We start from the raw sequence: 18,120 nt of genomic DNA, 5'->3' as shown, positions 1-18,120 counted from the left end.
CGCTTTAATCGTTGGGGAAGAAGGGGTTAAAGCGCTCAACGGTCTCCTCGATCGACTCTTCCACGCGCTCTTGGCTAGCCTCTTCCGTGGTTAACTCTTCCAGCATATCAGCGCTATCTTCCGGCGGTGACACATCCAGCAGCGGCTCCGGTGGTGCATCCGCCGCGAGTTCGTCCATACTACGCTCACCACGCTCTTCGGTGGCTTCGCTCAAGTCGATGTTGATCTCGACGCGGCGGTTTTGCGCCCGCCCTTCGGCCGTCTCGTTGGTCGCGCGCGGCTCGGTGTCGGCAAAGCCTTGTACCAACAGACGATCCGGGGCTAATTGTTCATTTTGCAGCAGAAGATTGGCCACCGAGGCGGCGCGCATGGCGGAAAGATCCCAGTTACTTTCAAAGCGCGCCGTGTTGATCGGCACGTTATCGGTGTGCCCCTCAATCGCCACCGTACCTGGCAACCCTACAAAAATTTCCGACATATCCGCGAGCAGCTCGGCAAACGAAGGCGTCACGGTATCCGAACCCGACATAAAACTGCCCCGTTCCTGAATGCGGATCACCACCCGAAAGCCATCGACCTCGACGCTGGTCACTTCGCTATTGCCGGTGTCCTCTAGTAAGGTGCGAATCTCTTGGGCCACTTCTAGCGTTTGCTGACGGCGCTTAGCCTCCAAGATTTGCCGCATGGACTCCAAGTTTGGCTGCTCTTCCATGGTGCGCTGGCGGATCTCATCAAGCAGCGTGCGATCCGGCACGGCCGGCGAAAACTGATCCAACGCCGCGCTAGTGCCTTTGGGTATTTGCTGAGCCTCTATCTCACGCTGCACGCCAAACGCCTTGGAGAGCTCCCCGGCAATCGTGCGAAATTTTTGCGCATCCACCTGCGAAAACGAAAGCAGTAGCACAAAAAAGCACAATAGCAGCGACATCAGGTCCGCATACGTGACCATGTAAGATGGGACATTACTCTTCTTAGCCATGAATCACGCCGACTCTTCTGAGCCGCGCTCGCCGGCATCGTCGTCTCGGCTACGCCGCTCGGGGGGCAAGTAAATCGTCAACATTTGCTCTAGTACGCGGGGGTTTCTATCGCCCTTGATCGCCAGCAACGCATCGATCCAGAGCTGCTGCATCTTGGCTTCCTGGTTCATCCGCAGCCAGAGCTTGTCGGCAATGGGTAGCGCGATCATGTTGGCGATCATGGTGCCGTAAAGGGTGGTGAGCAGGGCGACAGCCATGGCCGGGCCGATCATGGAAGGGTCGTCCATGTTGGCGAGCATCTGGACAAGACCCACCAAGGTACCGATCATCCCCATCGCCGGGGAGACTTCCCCTAACGCGGAGAAGACACGCCCGCCGGCTTCGTTGCGTTCCAGGGTCAGTAGGCGCTCCTTGCCCATCATCTCTTGAATCATTTCCGCGGTAAAACCATCGGCGAGCATCTGCAGCCCTTTGGCCAGAAAGGGGGAGTTGACATCCTGCCCCTCCAGCACCAAAAGCCCCTGCTTACGCGAAAGCTTGGAAAGCTCTACCAGCTCGTCAATGCTCTCTTGGGTATTAGGCAGCTGAAATTTAAACGCGCGAGCAGCCGCCTTAAAGGCGAACTTAAACTGCGTAAGGGTAAATTTCGCCATGACGACAAAAAAACTACCGCCGACGACCAGTAACAGCCCGGTGGGGTTGATAAACACTTCAGGGGAAGTGCCTAAAGCCACCGCCAAGCTTACCAGTACGGCGGCTCCCAATAGTCCTATGAGTGTGGCGAGATCCACGGCAACTCCTGAAAAATGTAAGCGTCTGAAACCGATCGTTGGTAGCAGACCATAGAGCGAAGCGTAGTGCGCGTCAACGCTCGTCAGTTAAAAGCCTTAGTCATTTATTACCACTTGGCGTTCAGCGTATCGCCAATTCGCAGCATGCGCCCTTCGCCCTCGCTGAGCGTGGCATTTTGGCCGAAGTGCGCTCCTTTAAGATGCGGCTGTGTATTTAACTCAAGCAGGGTTTTCAGTGGCTGAGCCGTCTCGGCAATCTCTGCCGTTTGTTGGTCAATCGTGATGATTTTGCAACGTTGGCACGGCTTTCTTAGGGAGAGCACCACATCATCGGTCATTAGGCTCTGCCAACGATCCTCCTCCCATGCCTTCGTATGGTGCACGACGATATTGGGCCGAAAGCGCTCCATGGGCACGGGCGCTTCCCCATTGGCCCTCAAGGCTTCATTGAGCACCGCGAGCGACGCGGTATTGGTGATTAAAAACGGATAGCCATCGGCAAAGTAGGTGTGAGCGCTCGACACGACCGGGCGGGTAAACGCCGTGGCAAAGCGCGCAAGCGTCAGCCCCTCGGCGTCTTGGCCCAGCGCGGCCGTAAGCCAACGGCTGACGTCATCACTCTCTAAAAACGCCTGACACGTATCCCCCCAAACACTTACGTCATATACATTGCTTTCCGGCTCGGCCAAGGGGACATAGCAGGGTGCGACGTTAGGATGCGAAAGTACCAGCGCCTCATACGTTAGCGCGACCGCCACCGTGGCCAGCGCCGGCAGCTGGCGCTGGGTGACAAACTGTCGATGCTTGTCCACCCACATCCAGCGTCGATCCCACGCCAGACCATGCGCGTGGACCTGCGCTTGGGTCAACGCAATCCCTTTTAGCGACTTCACCGGATAGCAATAAAGCTTCTCAATGTGCATCGTGGCTCCCTGGCTTGGCAATGACACGCTTTACCAACAGCGGGCCAAAGATTTCAAAGATAATGGTCGACGTAACCACCGTGGCGACGATCAGCTGACCTTGATCAGGAAAGCGTTCAGCGGCGAGTAGCGCCATCCCCATCGCCACCCCTGCCTGCGGCAGTAACGCAAGGCCAATATCCGCTTGCAGGTGGCGCTCGCGAACCGCCAGCACGCCCAAATATCCCCCCGCATAGCGCCCGATACTGCGCAGCACAATATACGCGGCCACAAGCCCCAATGCCGTACCCAAATGGGCCAGGTTGAGGCTCGCGCCAGCCAAGACGAAGAAAAAGACCAAAAACGGCCATTCGATTTGCTCTATCTCGCTAAAGGAGCGCCTATGGTGCGAGGAGACATTGACGATCACAAACCCTGCCACCATTGCCGTTAAGAGCGCCGATACGTTGAGATAACTGGAGAGCCCCGCCATTAAAAGCATCAACGCCAGCGCTTCTGCCTGTGTGGGTCGGCCTGGCTTTAGTCGCCCGGTAAGCCACGCCGCGGGCAACCCTAGCGCCACTCCCAGCAACACAGCCCCGCCTAGCTCCCATAGCGCGTGCACGATAGACGCTCCACCGCTGGTCGCCCCGACCCAGCTAAGCACCGCCATACACAGGCCAAACACAATAATGCCCCAGGCATCGTCGATCGCCACGATGCCCAGCGTCACCCGAGCAGCAAGGCTATTTTTCCCGCTCTCTTGAATCGCTTCGCTTACCGCAGCAGGGTCGGTGGCCACGGAAATAGCCGCTAATGAAAGCGCCAAGGCAAAGGAGTAACCCAATAACCAGAGACCCGCAAATACCGTCACCAGCGAGCCAGCCACCACTGCCGCAGAGAGGGCGAAAATCAAAGGCCCTGTCGATTTAAGCCGAGACAGCGTCAGTTCACCGCCGAGCAGAAACGCCACCATCACCAGCGCTAGATTAATCAGCGGCTCGCGCAGCCCGTTTAGCGGCTCGGCATCACCTCCCAACATCCATTGCTGTATTAGCGCGTAGCCGACCCCGACCAACACCAGCAAGGAAATGCGGGGCAGCGCCGTTCGCCGCGAGATGGTATCCACCACAATACTGAGCGAAAGCAAAACGCCCAAAATGAGCAGCGTCCAGGCGCTGGTACTAATACTCTGGCTCTGCTCACTGATATAGGACCATAGCGCCTGCATTAAATCACCACTCCCTGTCTGGAAACTCATCACCCGGCATCACGGTTAAAAGGTTATGGTGGCAGAAGCGAAAACCGCCCGCCATGTCTACTGGCTTAGCCACTAGTACAGAGTTATTGCAGTTCGTTACTTAATGGCACACCACCCGATCACCCTGAGTGTTGAAGGGGATAGGGTGATGTGCTGACGCTGATATGTCCTTCGACAGGCCCAGGACGAACGGAAATATCAGAGGCCATCGCACCAACATTGTGTTGTGCGTTAACTGCGGTAGCCCTGGCCACTAGTAGACGCCACCTATTAGCGTGCTAGGCTTAAGGCACTGATAGCCAATGCGTCATAATAGGAGCACCGATATGAGCGAAGAGAGCTACACGCCTCCCCGCGTCTGGAAATGGGAACCGGGTAACGGCGGTAAATTTGCCAATATCAACCGCCCCGAAGCCGGCCCCACCTACGACGAGGCGCTGCCCGAAGGCAAGCACCCGCTACAGCTCTACTCGCTGGCCACGCCCAACGGGGTCAAAGTCACCATCATGCTGGAGGAGCTGCTGGAGCGCGGTATCAACGATGCCGACTACGACGCCCACCTGATCCAAATCACCGAAGGCGAACAGTTCAGTAGCGGCTTTGTCGAGGTCAACCCCAACTCCAAGATTCCCGCCCTGCTCGACAAGAGCACCAACCCGCCGCAACGCGTGTTTGAGTCCGGCGCTATTCTGCTCTATTTAGCGGAAAAATTTGACGCCTTTCTGCCCAAGGAGAGCGCCAAACGCACCGAGTGCCTCTCGTGGTTATTTTGGCAGATGGGCAGTGCGCCACTGCTTGGCGGAGGGTTTGGCCACTTCTACGCTTACGCCCCGGAGCCAATGAAATACCCCATTGATCGCTTCACTCTGGAGGTAAAACGCCAACTCGACGTACTCGACCGTCACTTGGCGGAAAACCGCTACATGGCCGGCGACGAGTACAGCATTGCCGATATGGCGATCTACCCCTGGTATGGCGCCCTGGTACTAGGGCGGCTCTACGATGCCGCCGAGTTCCTTGAAGCGCACACCTATACCCACGTCAAACGCTGGGCAGACGACATCAATATCCGGCCAGCGGTTCAGCGCGGGCGCATGGTCAACCGCACTTGGGGCGAGCCCGAAGAGCAGCTACATGAGCGTCACGACGCCAGCGATTTCGAGCATAAAACGCAGGATAAAATCGGCACTCAGGATGAGTGACGACATGGCAGATCGTTAGTCAGAACAGCTAAGTCAGATAAGAAGAGGCGGCGCCGTTTTTGGCCCGCCTCTTTTTTATTCACGCGATTAATGAACGCGGGCTTAGAAGCTCGGTTTACGCTTCTCGACGAAAGCACTCATGCCTTCGGTCTGCTCGTCGCTGGCAAAGCAGAGCGCAAACAAAGAGGTCTCTAATGCCAAGGCGCTGCCGAGGTCTTGGTCCATGCCGTCGTGAATCGCTTGCTTGGCACCGCGCACTGCCATTGGGCCGTTGCCCATTAGCTGCTTGGTGAGCTCATCGGCGTAGGCTTCAAGCTCGGCTTGCGGCATCACCCGGTTGACCAAACCAATGCGCAGCGCCTCGGTGGCGTCAATCTTGCGCCCGGTGGTGCAAAGGTCCAGCGCCATCGCCGGACCCACGCGGCGCGGCAAACGCTGAGTGCCGCCAAAACCGGGAATAACCCCAAGCAGGACTTCCGGCTGGCCGAAGATAGCGTTATCGCTGGCTACCGCCCAGTCGCAGGCCAATGCCAGTTCGCAGCCGCCGCCAAGGCAAAAGCCATTGACCAGCGCGACCACCGGCACCGGCAGCGTTTCCAGACGCTTGATGGTGCGCAGGGCTTGCCCGGCGAAGGCGCGCGCCTCTTCCGGGGTTTTTTCGCGCATCTCGGTAATGTCCGCGCCGGCGACGAAGGACTTCTCGCCCGCGCCGGTGATCAACACCGCCCGCAGGCTCGGGTGCGATTCCAGCTCGGTGAGCTCTTTCTCCAGTGCGGTCAACACCTGGCTGTTAAGCGCGTTTAGCGCCTGGGGACGGTTGATCGTCAGGCGGACCACGCCATCGTTATCGACTTTCTCAATCACGGCTTCGCTCATGGGGGCTCCCTATTGTTCTGAAAACACCTGTTCTGAAAAGACCTGCTCTGAAAGCATCGGTTCTAAACAAGCGATTGTTAAAAGCGGTTAAAGCGGTTATTGACCACCCAACCCTAGCGAACGCTTGGTTGGGTGGCAATCACTTCTTTTGTCGAGCGTGGTGAACACCCACATCCACCGCCCACGAGGTTATTCGTAGACGTGGAAACCGCGCCCGCTTTTGCGGCCCAAGTAGCCCGCATCCACCATGCGCTTGAGCAGTGGACAGGGGCGGTATTTGGGGTCGCCAAAGCCCTCCTGCAGCACTTCCATGATCGCCAGGCACACATCCAGACCGATCAAGTCCCCCAGCGCCAGCGGCCCCATCGGATGGGCGGCACCCAGCTTCATCGCCTCGTCCACCGCCTCGGGCGTTGCCGCGCCCTCCTGCACCAGAAACGCCGCTTCATTAATCATCGGCACCAGCAGACGGTTGACGGCAAAGCCGGGGGAGTCGCCCACCGGCACCGCGGTTTTGCCCAGATCGCGGGCGAGCTGCTCAATCCGCTCGACGGTGGCGTCACTGGTCTGCTCGGCGCGGATGACTTCGACCAGCTTCAACACCGGCACCGGGTTGAAAAAGTGCATGCCCACCACGCGTTCGGGTCGCTCGCAGACCGCCGCCAGGCGCGTCAGCGACAGCGACGACGTGTTGGAGGCCAAAATAGCGTCGCTGCTGAGATGGCTTAAATCACGAAATAGTTTCTCTTTGAGTCCCGGCTGTTCGGGCGCGGCCTCCAAGATAATCGCGCAATCCGACAGCGCCTCTAGCGCGGTAGAGGTGTTAAGCCGTTCAAGGGCCGCGGTTTTATCTTCCTCACTGATTTTTTCCTTGGTGACAAGCTTGCCAAGGCCCTTGTCGATACTCTTCTGCGCGCGGGTCAGCTGCTCGTCGGCGACATCGTAAAGCCGCACGCTAAAGCCGCTGGCGACCACCACTTGGGCGATTCCCTGGCCCATGGTGCCGGCACCCACAATACCAATTATCGTCTCGCTCATGGTTGGCTCCTGTTTATTCACTGCGACGAAGAGGACTGATTGCGCGCTTCTTCGCGCAGCACGAATTTCTGGATTTTGCCCGTGGAGGTTTTGGGCAACTCACTGAACACAATGGTCTTGGGCACTTTGTAGCCTGCTAGCTTCTCGCGGCAGTGGGCGATAATGTCCGCTTCGGTCACTTCACCATAGCCCACTTTCAATTTGATGAACGCGCAGGGCGTCTCGCCCCATTTTTCGTCCGGCTTGGCGACAACGGCGGCCTCCTCCACCGCCGGGTGCGCGTAGATCGCATCTTCCACTTCGATGGTGGAGATGTTTTCACCGCCGGAGATGATGATATCTTTGGAGCGGTCTTTGATTTCGATGTACCCATCCTTATGCCACACGGCTAGATCGCCGGTATGGTACCAGCCGCCCTCTAGCGCCTGCTCCGTGGCGGACTTGTTTTTCAGGTACCCCTTCATCACGTTGTTGCCGCGCATCAGGATTTCGCCGATGGTTTCGCCATCTTTCGGCACCGGCTCAAGCGTGTTGGGGTCGGCGACGCACAGGGCTTCGAGCATGTGATAGCGCACCCCTTGGCGGGCTTTGAGCTTGGCGCGCTCTTCAAGCGGCAGCTCGTCCCACGCGTCATGCCAAGCGCACACGGTGACCGGGCCATACACTTCGGTCAGCCCGTAAACGTGGGTCACTTCGATACCCAGCTTCTCGACGCCGGAAATCACCGAGGCCGGCGGCGCCGCCCCTGCCGTGGTCACTTTCACCACATGGTCGAAATCGCGCTTATCTTCGGCGGGTAGGTTAACCAAGCCATTGAGCACAATCGGCGCGCCGCTAAAGTGGGTGACCGTTTCATCGGCGATCAACTGCATGATTTTCTTGGGGTCCACCTTGCGCAGACAGACGCTCACCCCGGCGTTGGCAGCGATGGTCCACGGGAAACACCAGCCGTTGCAGTGAAACATCGGCAGTGTCCAGAGATAGACCGGATGGTGCGGCATCGCCCACTCAAGGATATTACTCACCGCGTTCAGGTAGGCGCCGCGGTGGTGATACACCACGCCTTTGGGCTTGCCTGTGGTGCCCGAGGTGTAGTTGAGCGAAATCGCCTGCCATTCGTCCTCGGGGAGCTGGTAGGGATAATCCGCGTCGCCCTCGGCAAGCAGCGCCTCGTACTCCACCTCACCGATACCCTGGGTTTCGCCGACAAACTCCAGATCAGCGACATCGATCAAAAGCGGCTGGGTTGGCAGTTTGGCCACCGCCTCCTGGATGACCCCAGCAAACTCCGGGTCGACCAGTACCGCCTTGGCCTCGCCGTGCTCCAGCATGTAGCTGATCGCCTCGGCATCCAGGCGAATGTTCAGGGTGTTGAGCACGCAGCCTGCGAGCGGCACGCCAAAATGCGCTTCAAACATCGCTGGCACGTTGGGCAGCATCGCCGCAACGGTATCCCCCTGGCTCAGGCCGCGCTTTTGCAGCGCGGAGGCAAGTTGCCGGCAGCGCGCAAAGGTCTCGGCCCAGGTGCGACGCGTGCTGCCGTGTACCACCGCCGGGTAATCGGGGTAGACCGACGCCGAGCGCTCGATAAACGTCAGCGGTGACAGCGGGACGTGATTGGCCTGCGTTTGGGGCAGGTCCTGCTCAAAGATAGACGACATAGTGACCTCATATAGCGGTGATGGCGATAGGGCGCCCAGTGAGTGACGGTTAGTGGCTGACGGCTCAGTCTTAAAAAAAGTCGCTTAAGCACTGCATACCGGCGTCAATCACGGCGCGCTGAGCGCGCCCTTCGGGCAGCCACTGCTTGATGACGAAATCAGCGCTGACGAGCTTTTGGGTATAGAAGGGGTCGTTTGAACCCTCGTCGATCGCCGCCTGGGCTTTTAGCGCGGCCTCACCCATCTGCCAGGCGCACAGCACATGCCCGGCCAGGCTCAAAAAGGGCGTGGCATAAGCCTGTACTGCGTCCTGCCCGATCTCTTGGCCCTGCCCCAGCACCACCGCCATGGCGGCACGCAGGTCATCGCCGCCGGCGGCGAGCGCCTCTCCCAGTTGAGCGAAACGCGGATGGTCTTTAAGCTTTTCAGCCGTGGCGTTGACCTCATCGATGAGCGCGGTCATCGCCTCGCCGCCGTCGCGGGTCAGCTTGCGTCCGGCGAGATCGAGCGCCTGGATGCCGTTAGTGCCCTCATAAATCGGGGCAATCCGAGCATCGCGCAGCAGTTGCGCGGCGCCGGTCTCTTCAACGTAGCCCATCCCACCGTGGACCTGAATGCCCAGCGAGGCAATCTCGACCGCTTGATCGGTGGAGAAGCTCTTGATCACCGGAATCAACACATCGACCCGCGCCTGCGCATCGCGGCGTGCGTTCTCCGACTCGCCGTGGCGCGCGGTATCCATCTCCGCGGCGCAGGTCCCGCGGCGCAGGTCAGCGCCAGCGCACGCAGCGCCTCGGTGCGCGCACGCATGGAGAGCAGCATCCGGCGCACATCCAGGTGATCGCTGATGGCGCAATCCGCCTTGCCCGAGCGCGGGCTGCGGCCCTGAAGGCGCTCGACCGCGTAGGCCAATGCGTGTTGGCAGGCGCGCTCGGCCACGCCGATACCCTGCACGCCGACTTTGTGCCGCGCTTCGTTCATCATGGTGAACATGTGGTTCAAGCCGCGACCTTCTTCACCGACCAGATACCCAATCGCCCCCTCTTGTTCGCCGAAGCTCAGGGTACAGGTGGGGGAGCCGTGGATGCCCAGCTTGTGCTCAATGGAAGCGCAGGTGACATCGTTACGCTCGCCCAGCGAGCCATCCTCGTTGACCAAGAATTTGGGGACCAGAAACAGTGAAATGCCGCGGTTGCCTTCCGGCGCGTCGGGCTTACGCGCCAGCACCAAGTGGATGATGTTTTCGGCGGCGTCGTGCTCGCCCCAGGTGATGTAGATTTTCTGCCCGCGAATGCGGTAGTGGTCGCCTTCGGGGGTGGCCTTGGTGCGCACCTTGGAGAGATCCGAACCCGCCTGGGGTTCGGTGAGGTTCATGGTGCCGGTCCAGCTGCCTTCGACCAGCTTGGGCAGGTAGGTGGTTTTTTGCGCGTCACTGCCGTGGTGGGAAAGCGCCTCAATCGCGCCGGCGGTTAGCATCGGGCAGAGGCCGAGTGCCATATTGGCACCGTGGAGCATTTCTTGCACCGAGCTCGCCACTACTTCGGGCAGGTTCTGTCCCCCGAGTGACTCAGAGACGCCGATGCCGTTCCAGCCGCCTTCGACGTAGGCCTGATAGGCCTCAGCAAAACCCGGCGCCGTAGAGATGCTGCCGTCACCGTGGCGCGTGGTGCCATGTTTGTCGCCAACGTCGTTGAGCGGCGCCCAGACATCGTTGGCGAGTTTGGCCGCCTCTTCCAGCACGGCCTCAATCAAATCCGGCGAGGCTTCTTCAAAACCAGGCAAATCGAGCGAGCGGTGCGCTAAAAGCTCTTCCAATACAAAGCGCAGATCGCGCACGGGCGCGGCGTAGTAGTTCATACGAGGCCTCTAGGGGGAAATTGTCGTGGCAATAGGAAATTATCTACTCGCGATAGTAGATTCCCTATACACCACGTGCCATTCCCCCAAAGTCGAAGCCCCGCTCTGTTTGCGCTTTTTAGCGCTGAGGGCTCACCGTATGCTTTTTGTCGCTGTCATCGTCGTAATACGTCACGTGGCTCTCATCTTCCGCCGGCGGGCCGACGATTGGCTCGGCCACCTCCACATCCGGCACCGCATCAGAGAGGTCTTCAAGGTGCTCATGCTCCAAGGCGCCTTGCACCAACTCCTCGGTCACCACAAGCTCGGCCCCCGCCGCCGACATGGGGGTTGTCGCGGTAAAGGGCGCCACCGGAATAGGTGCCGGACGCACGCTACGCCGCCAAGCGAAGAACAGCACAAAGGCGAGGCTCAAACCACCAAACGCCCAGAAAAGACCATCGTCACCGACCACCGTCATCACCGGTGAAATCATCAGCGGGCTCACGGTCGAGCCGATGGCGTTAATCAGCAAAAGCCCCTGGCTCATGCGCACCAGCGCCCCGGCGGGCGCACGGTCGGCCGCGTGACTCACCGCCACCGGGTAAAGTGCAAACACCCCGCCGCCAAGCAGAAACAGCAAAACCGCCAAAAGCCCCAAAGAGAGCGGCAGCCACAGCATGGCCGCCGAAATCAGCACACAGAACGCGCTGATCGCGATCAGTACCATCTGGCGGTCATGGCGATCCGACCAGCGACCAATGGGGTACTGCAGCAGCATGGCGCCGAGGATCACCACCGCCATCATCTGCCCCACCTGCGTCACGCTCATGCCGATACGCTGCAGATAGAGCGGGAGCAGGCTGTAGGCGGCGGCCACCACCATGCCCGAGCCCAAACTCCCCATCACCCCAGTAGGCGTTAGCATGATCAAGCGATGCGGCGGCAGCGGCTCGGCGTGCTCAATCAGCGGTGACACACGCGGAATCATCGCCATTGGCAGTACCGAGAGCGAGGCCAGCATGCCGATCACCATAAAGGGCGCCGTCTCGCCCATGCCGCTGACGACGCCGAGTAACAGCTGCCCAATCACGCCGGCGGCGTAAAGCGAGATCATGTAAAGCGCGAGCAGCCGCCCGCGCGACTTCGCATCACCCGAGGTCAAAAGCCAGCTTTCAATCACGAGATACACGCCAACGGTCGCCCAACCGCCGATCAAGCGCAGCGCAAACCAGGCCCACGGGTCCGACACAAGCCCTTGCAGCAGCACGGTGACGGCTACCAGCGAGGCAAAACTGCCATAGGCGCGAATATGGCCGATGCGCAGCAGCAGGCGATCGTTGAACATCGCCCCCAGCGACAGGCCGATGAAGTAGGCCGACGACACGATACCGATCATCGTCGCCGACTCCCCGGCCGAGTCCAGGCGCAGGGTGATCAGCGTCGACAGAAAACCGTTGCCGATCCCGAGAATAAAGAGCCCCAACAGGGGCGCCAGCGCTATGGCCAGCATTTGGCGAGACATCGCGACCTCATTTCTCCACTTTTTATAGGGCTGCCGGGCGAGGGCGGCGCGCAATTATTGCCCTGGACGAAGGAAAGTCAATGTTTTTGCATGATCACCGTGTCGGGGCCAGGAAATTCCACCGCAAAGCCGTTCTCCCGCGCCCACCAGCGAAACGTCGACTCGCTAAAAAATACCACGTGGGTAGGGTCTTGAATGTAGTGCCAGCGGGCAAAAGCGGTTGGGTCTTTTACGCGTTTGGTCATCAGCCCCAGATAGCCGCCGGGAGGCAGGCGCGACGCGAGCATGGCCAGCACCTCACCCGGCGCCGACAAGTGCTCCACGACCTCGGTCGCGGTAATAAAATCGTAGCGATCATTCAAGACCGACGTGTCGGGCGCGTAGAAAGGGTCGTAAATGGCCATTGGGTGGCCCGCCTCCTCGAACATCAGCGAAAGCGTCGGCCCCGGGCCCGAACCAAAATCCAACCCCCGCGCGCCGGGAAAAAGCTTTTCGTTCAAGGGCGTCAACAAACGCCCCAGAAAGCGCCGATACCCCGCATCCAGCGGGGAGTTCTCGTGGCGGTCGTAGTGGGCTTTCTCCTCGTCCGCGGATAAATGCCACGGTGGGGGCACAAAAACCAGCGCACACGTGGCACACTGATAGTAGTGACGCACGCACTGAGGGCGCTGATCGCAGTGGTAAAGCTCGCTTGTCGGGGCAAGGCATAGCGGACAGCGCCACATCATCGTATTCTCTCGGTAAATATCACACATTAAGGATTGTGGCATGCTCTCAGGTCTGGATCATCTTGTCGTTACCGTGACCGATATGGCCCGCGCGGTGGATTTCTATTCGCGCGTGTTAGGGCTCGATGTGCGCTATCGCGACGCCCAGCGGGTCGACTTGATGCTTGGCGATACCGCGCTGCGGCTCCATCAAACCGATACCGATATTGCGCCTATCTCGGCCACCCCCACCCCCGGCAGTCTCGACTTATGCCTGCGCTGCCAACTGCCCCTCTCCGAGTTCAAGCAGCACCTTGATGTGCTAGGAGTGGAGATTGAATTGGGTCCGGTCGATCGCCAAGGCGCCACGGGGCCGATCGAGTCGCTCTACCTGCGCGACCCGGATGGCAACCTACTGGAAATTTCACGCCCGGCGCGCTAATGCCCCGCTGTTAATGTCCAAGCACGCAAGTAATGCCAAGTACCGCACGGCGCGTTATCATAGCGCGCCCAATGCCATCAACGAGCACGTACCAGGGATAAAACCGTTATGCGCCAGGGTGCAGAGAATGAATCGCCCATCGAGGGCGAAATTATCAATGAATCGGGCAAAGGGCCAGACACCACCATGGCCATGGTGGTCTACGCGCTCTATCTCGCCAGCTTTGTGGTCGGCTTTACCTCGCTGGTCGGCGTCGTCATCGCCTATGTTTACCGCGGTAAAGGCCCCCACTGGCTAGACGAACACTTCCGCTACCAGATCCGCACGTTCTGGATTGGCCTTCTCTTCGCCACGCTCTTTTCGCTTTTGACCTTCGTGCTGATCGGCTTTCCGCTGCTGTTAGCCCTGGCGGTGTGGTTGATCGTGCGCTGTGTTAAGGGCTTTAAGGGCCTGCAGGAGAAGCGGGCACCGAGCAACGTGGATACCTGGCTAATCTGATCCATGGCCTCCTCTGATAACGCTCCCCAACGCGCGCTCTCGCGGTTCTCTCGCGCCGGCGCGATCGCTTGGCTTTGGCGACGGCTCGCCCGCTGGCCGCTGGCGCGGCTATGGTGGCTGGCGAGCCGGCTGGGTCCGCTGGTGCACCGTTTTAGTCAGCGTGAGCGCTCGGTGACACAGATCAACCTGAAAGCGGTCTACCCGGAGCGCAGCGAAAGCGAGCGCCAGCGCCTAGCCCGTGAAAGCCTTTGCCACTCCACGGCGACGATGCTTGAGCTAGGTCACGCCTGGATGGCGCCGCCCGCGCGCGTCGAGGCGAGTATTCTCGCCGTGCACGGCCGCGACAAGCTCGACAGCGCCCGCGCCGAGGGCCGCGGGGTGATCGTGCTGGCGCCGCACTTTGGTAACTGGGAGGTACTCAACTTCTGGCTCTCAAGCCACTTCCCTTTTACCGCCATGTACGAGCCGCCCAAAATTGCCGCGCTAGACCCGGTGATTCGCGAGGGCCGCGAGCGCATGGGCGCAACGTTAGTACCGACGAACTCTCGGGGTGTCGCGGCACTGCTCAAAGCGCTCAAACGCTCCGAGGCCATCGGTATTCTGCCCGACCAGGAGCCTAGCTGGGGCAGCGGCGTGTTTGCGCCGTTTTTTCATCGCGACGCCTACACCGGCACCCTTCTGCCCAAGCTGGTTGCGCGCACCCAGGCACGGGTGGTCACCGGAGTGGCCAAGCGCGTTCCTGGCCAGGGCTTTGAGATCCATTTTCTCGATGCCGACGCGCGCGTCTATAGCGCCGACGATGCAACCTCTGCCACCGGCGTCAACGCCTGTGTCGAAGCGGCGATCGCCCTTGACCCGGCGCAGTACCAGTGGGAGTACAAGCGCTATCGCAAAGTCGTCGAGGAGCAGCAAAAGCGTCCCGATTATCGCGATTATCGCCTTTATTAATGCGAGTCCTCTATGTCGAACAATGATGTGTCCAACACCGATGGCGCACGCGCATCCACCCGCACGGCGCAAATCCTGTATGCGCTCTATCTGGCGGGAATCGTCACCGCCAACATTACCCCGATCATTGGCGTGGTGTTCGCTTACGTCTACCGCAAAGAGGCTGCCCCCTGGCTGGCCGAGCACTATCGCTACCTGATCCGCACGTTCTGGATAGGCGCGCTCTATTTCTGTCTCGCTTTTACCTTGAGCGTGTTACTGATAGGAGCACTGATATGGCCTTTGCTGGCTATCTGGCTAGGCGTGCGCTGTGTGACCGGCTGGCTCGCCCTGCGCAAAAACGAACCACCGGCACGCCCCGGCAGTTGGCTGTGGTAGCGCCTTTTGCCCGCACGGATCACGCCTTGTTGAATCACACCTCGCCATCCGGGCGGGCGTACACATCGTCCAAGCGCTCGATATCGTCCTCTCCTAGATACGCCCCGGACTGCACCTCGATCAGCTCTAACGCGATCTTGCCGGGGTTCTCTAGCCGGTGAACGGCGCCGATAGGGATATAGGTAGACTGATTTTCGCTCACCCAAAAGACCTGATCGTCAAGCGTCACCAAGGCCGTGCCGCTCACCACCACCCAGTGTTCGGCGCGGTGGTAGTGGCGCTGGAGTGACAAACGCCCGCCGGGCTTCACGCTAATGTGCTTCACTTGATAGCGCTCGCCACGCTCGACCGTCTGAAAATGCCCCCAAGGGCGATGCACCCGCGCCGACTGCTGCGCCTCCACGCGCCCGGCGTGAGAAAGCGAAGCGACCAAAGTCTTCACCTCCTGGGCACGCTCACGGTGCGCCACCAATACGGCGTCGTTGGTCTCTACCACCACCAGATCGTCCACGCCCAGGGTGGCGACCAAGCGCTGCTGCGCCACCACCAGCGAGCGATGCGTGTCATGAAGCTGCGCATCACCCTGAGCGACATTGCCCTCGGCGTCTTGTTCGCCTGCGGCCCATAAAGCGTCGAAGCTGCCGATATCGCGCCAGCCCGCGTTCAGCGCTACCACGGCGGCCTTTCGGCAGCGCTCCATCACGGCAACATCGATGGACACGGAAGCGGCTGCCTTAAACGCGGCCTCGCCCAAGCGCAGAAAGTCCAGGTCACGGTGGGCGCCCGCCACCGCCGCTTCGCACGCTGAGACCACGTGCGGCTCATAAGCGGCAAGCTCGGCCAGGTAGCGTGACGCCTTGAACAGAAACATGCCGCTATTCCAAAGCGCTCCCTGCGCGATCAATTCGCTGGCGCGCTCGGCATCGGGTTTCTCGCGGAATGCCGCAACGCGATAGCCACCTTCCAGCGTTTCACCCCGGCAAATATAGCCATAGCCCGTTTCCGGATGGGTGGGGACAACACCCAGCGTCACCAGATAACCGGCCTCGGCGAGCGCTTCGGCCTTCGCCACACTACCTTGAAACGCAGAGAGATCTTCGATGACATGGTCGGCGGGCATCACCAAAAGCAGCGGGTCGTCGCCGTTTTGCTGCGCCAACAGCGCCGCGCTGGCCGTCGCTGGCGCGGTATTGCGCCCCTCCGGCTCCAACACCAACGTGACGTGGTGCTCGCGCACCTGCTCAGCGAGCAAAAAGCGCTGCGCATGGCCGCCAACGATCATTGGCGTCGCCACGCTTACCCCCTCCAGCCGCTTAAGCGTTTGTTGCAACAGGCTAGTGTCTCCGAGCAACGACAGAAACTGCTTGGGCATCTGCTCGCGCGATAGCGGCCAAAGGCGGGTACCGCTGCCGCCGCTTAAAATCACCGGCTGTATCATGGTGGACTCTCTCGTCTGGGGGCAGAAACGGGGACAGCAAAATCAGCGTGCAGCCAGCGACGAAGTGCGTCCATACCGGCAATCTCGTCCTCTGAATTCACCGATGGCGGCCGCGTACCCGGCACGAAGCCCCGTTCGATAAAAGGCTCCACTAGCGCAGGGTCGGCGCTGATCACATGTACCGGCACGGCGGCGCTGGCGTTTTCGCCAGTGATTAAAGGCGCGGGCTGATGATCGCCCATGATGATCAAAAGCGTCTGCTCATCCGCCACGCGTTCAGCAAAGCGCCCGGCCACGTTCACCGCGTAGTCGACTGACCAAGCGTAGTGGTCGCGGATGCGTTCCAGGTCTTGCCACAGCACATCGGGCGGATCGCCGGCATTTTCCCACGGTGCAAAAACCCTGCCGTCGCCCACCAGTGACCAGTCATCGAGCACGGGGAGAATCGGCGTCCAGGGGGCATGGCTTGAAATCAGCGCGATCTGCGCGAAGTGCGGGCTGTCATCCAGCAAATGGCGTGCGGTGTAATCAAGCGTGTATTGATCCGGCATGGTCACCCAGTGCAGCGGCGGCCCGGCGTAGGGAAGATCCTTGGCGGCGTAAATCGCATCAAAACCGTAGGCCTCCCCCTCCGGCCAAGCGCGGGTAATCGCCGGCATCACGCTCAAGGTGCGATGCCCGGTGGCGTTGAAATCATCCACCAGGGTGCCGTGCTCGCTCTCCAGCAACAGCCGATACCACATTTGATTGTCCACTTCCCGCCCGCTGAGCGCCGTTGCGTGAGCAAGCCACGATTGCCCGCCGCGAATGGGCGCGCTTAAAAGCCCGGAGGCGACATGGATACCCTGCGCGGTAAGCCTTGTCTGCCACTTTTCAAGCGTCGGGCGCAGCGCATCGCGATAACGCGGATTTTCGATTGCCGTCACGCCGTAGGACTCGACGAAGGTAAGCAGCACATTGCGCCCTAAAAGGCCGGGTAGCGGCCTGACCGGCAGCGGCGATTGCGCCAGCGTCTGGGCGAAATCCTGGCGGGCGGCGTGGGTCTGCGTCACTTGCTGCCACTGGAACATCGTGGTGTTGATCATCGGCACCCGGGCAAACGGCACGAGACGCTGCCCGTTGAGTTCCAGCACGATCAAAAGCGCCGCAAGCCCCGCGCACCCCAGTGCCACTTTGCCGCGTGTTTCCCGCAGTGAAAAAGCCCGCCTAGGCAGCAGCCAGCGTCCCGCTATCACCAAAACGCCCATAAAGAGCAGAATCGCCGCGCCCATTAGACCCAGTGCCGCCAGTTGGCCTACATTACCCTCAAGCAGATGAAACACCGAGCGCAAAAGCGGCAGATCAAGGTAAAGGTTGAAAGAGCGGCCAAAGGCAGTGTAAGTCGCCGCGTCGCCGATATTGGCCACGCTCACCAGCGCCAGCCACGCAAGCCACGCCCCCACGGCCAAGCGACGCCAAAGGCCGCGCGGCAGCAGGAGCAGCACCGGCACGGCAAGCCAAGGCTCCCAGGCAATCAGCCGAGCGTCGATGTCGTTAAACCGCCACCAGAGCGGCGCCACCAGCAGCACGTTGAGTACAGCGATGCTTATAACTAGCCGTCGCATGGCACTGTGAACCTGAATGAATCCCAAACGGGC

The 18,120-nt window shown here is 60.3% G+C and carries 16 protein-coding genes and 1 pseudogene; 5 read left to right on the top strand and 12 right to left on the bottom strand.

Features of this window, described 5'->3' with window-relative positions:
- Window positions 1-4: 4 nt before the first annotated feature.
- The 4 genes from BQ9846_RS01900 to BQ9846_RS01885 all read right to left on the bottom strand — a co-directional run bounded on the left by BQ9846_RS01900 (window position 5) and on the right by BQ9846_RS01885 (window position 3,934).
- Window positions 5-979: a flagellar motor protein MotB gene (locus BQ9846_RS01900; RefSeq protein ID WP_083651441.1), complete on the bottom strand. Its 975-nt coding sequence runs from the start codon at window positions 977-979 to the stop codon at window positions 5-7.
- A 3-nt stretch (window positions 980-982) separates the two neighbouring features.
- Window positions 983-1,771 carry a MotA/TolQ/ExbB proton channel family protein gene (locus BQ9846_RS01895; protein WP_075878920.1) on the bottom strand — a complete coding sequence of 263 codons (789 nt, stop codon included), beginning with the start codon at window positions 1,769-1,771 and terminating at the stop codon, window positions 983-985.
- Window positions 1,772-1,878: 107 nt separating this feature from the next.
- Window positions 1,879-2,694: an MOSC domain-containing protein gene (locus BQ9846_RS01890; protein WP_075878919.1), complete on the bottom strand. Its 816-nt coding sequence runs from the start codon at window positions 2,692-2,694 to the stop codon at window positions 1,879-1,881.
- Window positions 2,684-3,934 carry a cation:proton antiporter gene (locus tag BQ9846_RS01885; protein WP_202403021.1) on the bottom strand — a complete coding sequence of 417 codons (1,251 nt, stop codon included), beginning with the start codon at window positions 3,932-3,934 and terminating at the stop codon, window positions 2,684-2,686. The genes BQ9846_RS01890 and BQ9846_RS01885 overlap by 11 nt, the downstream gene beginning before the upstream one ends.
- Window positions 3,935-4,260: 326 nt before the next feature.
- Between BQ9846_RS01885 and yghU the strand changes: the two genes are divergently transcribed.
- Window positions 4,261-5,136, top strand: coding sequence for a glutathione-dependent disulfide-bond oxidoreductase (yghU, locus tag BQ9846_RS01880; RefSeq protein ID WP_075878917.1), 876 nt, complete (start codon window positions 4,261-4,263; stop codon window positions 5,134-5,136).
- A 102-nt stretch (window positions 5,137-5,238) separates the two neighbouring features.
- On the opposite strand, the gene BQ9846_RS01875 is transcribed toward yghU, so the two are convergent.
- From BQ9846_RS01875 to BQ9846_RS01850, 6 genes and pseudogenes are all read right to left on the bottom strand, one after another.
- Window positions 5,239-6,012, bottom strand: coding sequence for an enoyl-CoA hydratase-related protein (locus BQ9846_RS01875; RefSeq protein ID WP_075878916.1), 774 nt, complete (start codon window positions 6,010-6,012; stop codon window positions 5,239-5,241).
- A 189-nt stretch (window positions 6,013-6,201) separates the two neighbouring features.
- Window positions 6,202-7,050: a 3-hydroxybutyryl-CoA dehydrogenase gene (locus tag BQ9846_RS01870; protein ID WP_075878915.1), complete on the bottom strand. Its 849-nt coding sequence runs from the start codon at window positions 7,048-7,050 to the stop codon at window positions 6,202-6,204.
- A gap of 17 nt (window positions 7,051-7,067) precedes the next feature.
- Window positions 7,068-8,711: an acyl-CoA synthetase gene (locus tag BQ9846_RS01865; RefSeq protein WP_075878914.1), complete on the bottom strand. Its 1,644-nt coding sequence runs from the start codon at window positions 8,709-8,711 to the stop codon at window positions 7,068-7,070.
- A 70-nt stretch (window positions 8,712-8,781) separates the two neighbouring features.
- A pseudogene (locus BQ9846_RS01860) lies at window positions 8,782-10,568 on the bottom strand (acyl-CoA dehydrogenase).
- A gap of 118 nt (window positions 10,569-10,686) precedes the next feature.
- Window positions 10,687-12,072 (bottom strand): MFS transporter, encoded by a 1,386-nt coding sequence (locus BQ9846_RS01855; RefSeq protein ID WP_075878913.1) that lies wholly within the window; start codon window positions 12,070-12,072, stop codon window positions 10,687-10,689.
- A gap of 77 nt (window positions 12,073-12,149) precedes the next feature.
- Window positions 12,150-12,800 (bottom strand): class I SAM-dependent methyltransferase, encoded by a 651-nt coding sequence (locus tag BQ9846_RS01850; RefSeq protein WP_075878912.1) that lies wholly within the window; start codon window positions 12,798-12,800, stop codon window positions 12,150-12,152.
- A 40-nt stretch (window positions 12,801-12,840) separates the two neighbouring features.
- Between BQ9846_RS01850 and BQ9846_RS01845 the strand changes: the two genes are divergently transcribed.
- The 4 genes from BQ9846_RS01845 to BQ9846_RS01830 all read left to right on the top strand — a co-directional run bounded on the left by BQ9846_RS01845 (window position 12,841) and on the right by BQ9846_RS01830 (window position 15,045).
- Window positions 12,841-13,221: a VOC family protein gene (locus tag BQ9846_RS01845; protein ID WP_075878911.1), complete on the top strand. Its 381-nt coding sequence runs from the start codon at window positions 12,841-12,843 to the stop codon at window positions 13,219-13,221.
- 108 nt (window positions 13,222-13,329) lie between these two features.
- Window positions 13,330-13,719 carry a DUF4870 family protein gene (locus tag BQ9846_RS01840; protein ID WP_075878910.1) on the top strand — a complete coding sequence of 130 codons (390 nt, stop codon included), beginning with the start codon at window positions 13,330-13,332 and terminating at the stop codon, window positions 13,717-13,719.
- 3 nt (window positions 13,720-13,722) lie between these two features.
- Window positions 13,723-14,667, top strand: coding sequence for a lysophospholipid acyltransferase family protein (locus tag BQ9846_RS01835; protein WP_075878909.1), 945 nt, complete (start codon window positions 13,723-13,725; stop codon window positions 14,665-14,667).
- A gap of 12 nt (window positions 14,668-14,679) precedes the next feature.
- Window positions 14,680-15,045, top strand: a complete 366-nt coding sequence (locus BQ9846_RS01830; protein WP_075878908.1) for a DUF4870 family protein — start codon at window positions 14,680-14,682, stop codon at window positions 15,043-15,045.
- A gap of 34 nt (window positions 15,046-15,079) precedes the next feature.
- On the opposite strand, the gene BQ9846_RS01825 is transcribed toward BQ9846_RS01830, so the two are convergent.
- Together BQ9846_RS01825 and BQ9846_RS01820 are read right to left on the bottom strand one after the other, a co-directional pair.
- Complete coding sequence (locus BQ9846_RS01825) at window positions 15,080-16,483, bottom strand: mannose-1-phosphate guanylyltransferase/mannose-6-phosphate isomerase (protein ID WP_075878907.1); 1,404 nt, start codon at window positions 16,481-16,483, stop codon at window positions 15,080-15,082.
- Complete coding sequence (locus BQ9846_RS01820) at window positions 16,480-18,087, bottom strand: LTA synthase family protein (RefSeq protein WP_075878906.1); 1,608 nt, start codon at window positions 18,085-18,087, stop codon at window positions 16,480-16,482. Before BQ9846_RS01820 ends, BQ9846_RS01825 begins: the two co-directional genes overlap by 4 nt.
- Window positions 18,088-18,120: the final 33 nt, after the last annotated feature.

The organism is Vreelandella massiliensis (genome assembly GCF_900155385.1).
GTDB classification, from domain to species: domain Bacteria; phylum Pseudomonadota; class Gammaproteobacteria; order Pseudomonadales; family Halomonadaceae; genus Vreelandella; species Vreelandella massiliensis.
Note: the sequence above shows the minus strand (reverse complement) of the source record. Positions and strands in the feature narration are given on the sequence as shown.